We start from the raw sequence: 3,535 nt of genomic DNA, 5'->3' as shown, positions 1-3,535 counted from the left end.
CTTCGGCTCCTCAGTCTGTGCTGGTCGTGGTGGAAGCAAGCGACCTCGACCAGGGAGCGCCCACGGCGCTCACCGCCACTGCTGGGGTGGTGGTGTGCGTGCTCGGCGCCGTCGACAACGTCGGGGCCACGGTGGACTGCGAGGACCGGCGCGCGGTGCGGGTGCGTACCCGTGATGGGGAGGTGACACGCGAGGGCGCTCTGCGGTTGTGGAGCCCATCACAGGGCCACGACGAGCAGGAGGACATCTCTGTCGACCAAGCACCCCCACCTGTCCCGGAGCACACCCGAGGAACGGAGGCGGACGAGCCCGACCAGGTCGAGGAGGAACAACCCGAGGCCAGCGGCGGCCACGAGCCCCGTCCCGTGCCGGACCACGATCCCGGCCCGGACAAGGACGAGCTCCACCAGGACGAGGAGGAACAGTCCACGAGCCCGGCACTCCCAGGAACGGATGCACATCCCGAGCCCCGGCTGCGGGTGCAGTTGTTCGCACCCGAGCCGGAGCTCACCTTCGACGGTGAGCCCGTGAGGGGGCTCCGATCGGTGGCATGGACCCTGCTGTCCTTCCTCGCCCTGCACCCGAGGGGCGCTGACAACACGCAGATCACCCAGGTGTGCTTCGCCGACTCTGACTCCACCAAGGCCGCAGTGGATCGGCGTAACGCCACCAGTAGCCTTCGTGCCGTACTGCGCCCCCTAATGGAGTCCCCCAAGGAACAGATCATCGTGCACGAGAACAGTCGGTACCGCCTCGACGCCGAGCTCTTCGTTGTCGATGTGTGGGAGTTTTCAAGGACGGCATCCCTCGCCCGCAAGGAAGGGTCAACCGGGAATCTCGCGTACGCGGAGAAACTTGTATCCCTTCACGCCCAAGTCCTTCTGGGAGGGCGTGATGAAGAATGGGTGGCTCGAGCCAGGGAGCGCTGTATTCGGGAGGCGGTCAGTGCCTGCGTCAGGCTCGCCGACGCCACTGACTCCAGCTCGAAGAAGATCAGGTATCTGGAACAAGCATGTTCGTTTGACGAATTCAACGAGCCGCTGTACCAGCGTTTGATGATCGCGCATCAGGATAACGGCTCACCGGAGGCCGCGAGTCAAACCTACCGATCGTTGAAGGACAAGCTTGCCTGCCTCGGTGAAAAGCCCAGTTCGGAAAGTCAGCGCATCTTCCAGGAGTGTGTCGCTGCCGCACCGGAGGGCGCCCAGGCCACCTCATGAGGCTGGGCTCGTCGGCCAGGTGAACACGATCTGAACCAGGGCCAACAAGTGGGCCATCGAGTGGGCCAACACCTGGGCCGTCCCTGTGGCCCACCCCTCCACGACCATATGCGCAGGTCAGGGGTTGTTCAGATGGGCCAACGCGTGTCCAGACTTATACCCAGTGGGTAGTCATCTTCACGTAGGGGGCGCCCGGCCCCCTCCTTGTCCGGGGCGGGCCCGGCCCGCCCCGGCCCCCGCTCCGCCCCTCCTCTCCCCCCACCCACCCCTCCCTCTCTTCCCAGTCCCCACTATTCATAAAAAACAACCAGAGGCACACAACACCCGTTGTGTGCCTTTTCCGTGATCACCCAGATCAGCGGCGCGCATGCGCATCATGATCGCCCACCTCCGCCCCGGGGATGTCCTCACGCGCGTACGCGCGCGGGCGCGGTTCCTCTCTGGGGTCGCGCGGCGAAAAGTTTCCGTGAAAAAGTCCGCGCCACGGTTTGACAACCCCGCCCTGCCCAAGTTCCTATTGGCGTGCTCCCCGGGGCGGAACACCGGTTCCGGGGCGGGCGGAAAATTCTTCCGCGACGCGAGTTGACAAACCCGCGTCACCCAAGGTCACCTTGGGTCCCGCCCTGGAAGCGGGCACCGTTTCCGGGGCGGGTGGAAAAAGGTTCACGCCACGAGTTGACAAACACCGGTCGACCAAGTGAACCTCGGACCGCCAAACGCGAACACCCGGCAATTCTAGGGGGTTGAAACAATGCGCACGATGTGTGCAATGGCGATGATCGCCGGGCGAATGTGGGATCGGCCGCGACCGCCGACGGACGCCGAGCTGGCCAACCGGGCCCGGGCCCAACGCGCCCGGGAGTTGGCCACCGACTACGAGGAGGCGATCGTCCGGGAGTTGGCCGCGCGGGGGAAGGCGGCGCACCTGTACCGCACCCAACCGACAAGCCTGGCCGCACGACGGGCCGCTGAGGACCACGTCCGGGCGGAACGGTACCGCGAGGACCTGGGGAGCGTGCTGTTCCAGCTCCACGCGCACCGGATGTTTCCGGCCACCGCACGGCGCTGAATCCACTACCACGACGAAGGAGAACGTGATGACCAACAGGCCCACACCTGGGGTGTTCGGCTCGGACATGATCTGCCCCGAGTGCCTGGAAGGGGTGCGCGACCTTCCGCCCACCGACTGGGGGCCGAGTTGGACCAGGCCGGACTACAGCCACCAGGACGGTACGGAACTCTGCCCTGACTGGAGCAACTACTCCGGGTCGAACAAGGGCGGGCTCAAGCCCCGGCGGCCGGTCGTGCTCGTGCCCCTGAAGGAGTTCACCTCGGCCTGATGAGGCCGGCCTGAAGGTAGCCGCCTTCAGACCGGCCCCACCGAAGACACCCGCGCCCACCCCGACAGGAATGCAAGCCCCGAACGGGTGGGTGCGGGCCCAACACCACAACCAACGAAGTGGAGTGTGCTGTGAGCACGAGTATGCACTACATCAGCCGCATCGAGGTCAGGGCCGCGCATGTCGCCCGGATGCGTGACCTGGGACCGGCCAGCCTGTTGGCCTGGAACGAGACCTCCGGGCGGGTGCAGGTCCACCCGCCCACCGGGCACCTGGACGAGCTGACCATGATCATCGCCCCGGGGCGTGGCCTGGACACCCTCGCCGAGTGCCGCCAGGACAACGACGAGCCGCGCGGCGACGAGGACCTGGCCGAGGATCTGACCGACATCGCCAACGACTACCGGACGGAATGGGCCCAGGTGAAGGCGATGGCACCGATCCTGACCCCGATCCGCCGCAGCCTGGACCAGCGAGGTGTCTTCCCGGCCGGACCCACCTGCGCCGACTTCTGGGGCAAGCGTGTGCCCACCATCACGGACACCTACGCGCGCCCTGACGGCAAGTCGCAGGTCCGGCTGACGGTCCCGCTCGCCTACGCCGAACCGGTACGGCTGCGCACCCACGTGTTGCCGGAGTACACCACGGTCAGCGACTACGGCCTGGCCTTCGACGCGGCCACCATGCCCAGCGCGACGATCACCGCCACCCTCACCGCGATCGTGACCGCGCACCTGGACGTGTACGACCACCTGGGCTGACCGGGCCGCATCCTCCCGGGGCCACCCCCGCCAACGGCGGGTGGCCCCACCCCAGACCACACCGCATGCCGAGCGCTGTGTTCGGCGCGCCCACACGAAGGGACTCACCGTGACCATTGTCCGTACGATGCGTGACCGGTTCGCCGACGAGGAGGTCACCATCCCCATGCTGATCGACCTGCGTCAGTCCGGGCCGGGGACCCTGATCACCGCC

The 3,535-nt window shown here is 66.9% G+C and carries 4 protein-coding genes; all 4 read left to right on the top strand.

Annotated features, from left to right (window positions below; translation table 11 throughout):
- Nucleotides 1-1,220 (top strand): BTAD domain-containing putative transcriptional regulator (locus tag AB0I72_RS28255; RefSeq protein ID WP_358574128.1); only part of this gene is annotated, 1,220 nt, incomplete at its 5' end.
- 769 nt (nucleotides 1,221-1,989) lie between these two features.
- Nucleotides 1,990-2,289 (top strand): hypothetical protein, encoded by a 300-nt coding sequence (locus tag AB0I72_RS28250; protein WP_358574126.1) that lies wholly within the window; start codon nucleotides 1,990-1,992, stop codon nucleotides 2,287-2,289.
- A 28-nt stretch (nucleotides 2,290-2,317) separates the two neighbouring features.
- The gene (locus AB0I72_RS28245; RefSeq protein WP_358574124.1) at nucleotides 2,318-2,560 is read left to right on the top strand and encodes a hypothetical protein; all 243 of its coding nucleotides are present in this window, start codon (nucleotides 2,318-2,320) and stop codon (nucleotides 2,558-2,560) included.
- A gap of 131 nt (nucleotides 2,561-2,691) precedes the next feature.
- Nucleotides 2,692-3,321: a hypothetical protein gene (locus AB0I72_RS28240; RefSeq protein WP_358574122.1), complete on the top strand. Its 630-nt coding sequence runs from the start codon at nucleotides 2,692-2,694 to the stop codon at nucleotides 3,319-3,321.
- Nucleotides 3,322-3,535: the final 214 nt, after the last annotated feature.

It is taken from the genome of Nocardiopsis sp. NPDC049922 (assembly GCF_040660275.1).
Taxonomy (GTDB): Bacteria; Actinomycetota; Actinomycetes; order Streptosporangiales; family Streptosporangiaceae; genus Nocardiopsis.
This window is presented reverse-complemented; position numbering and strand designations above follow the sequence as displayed.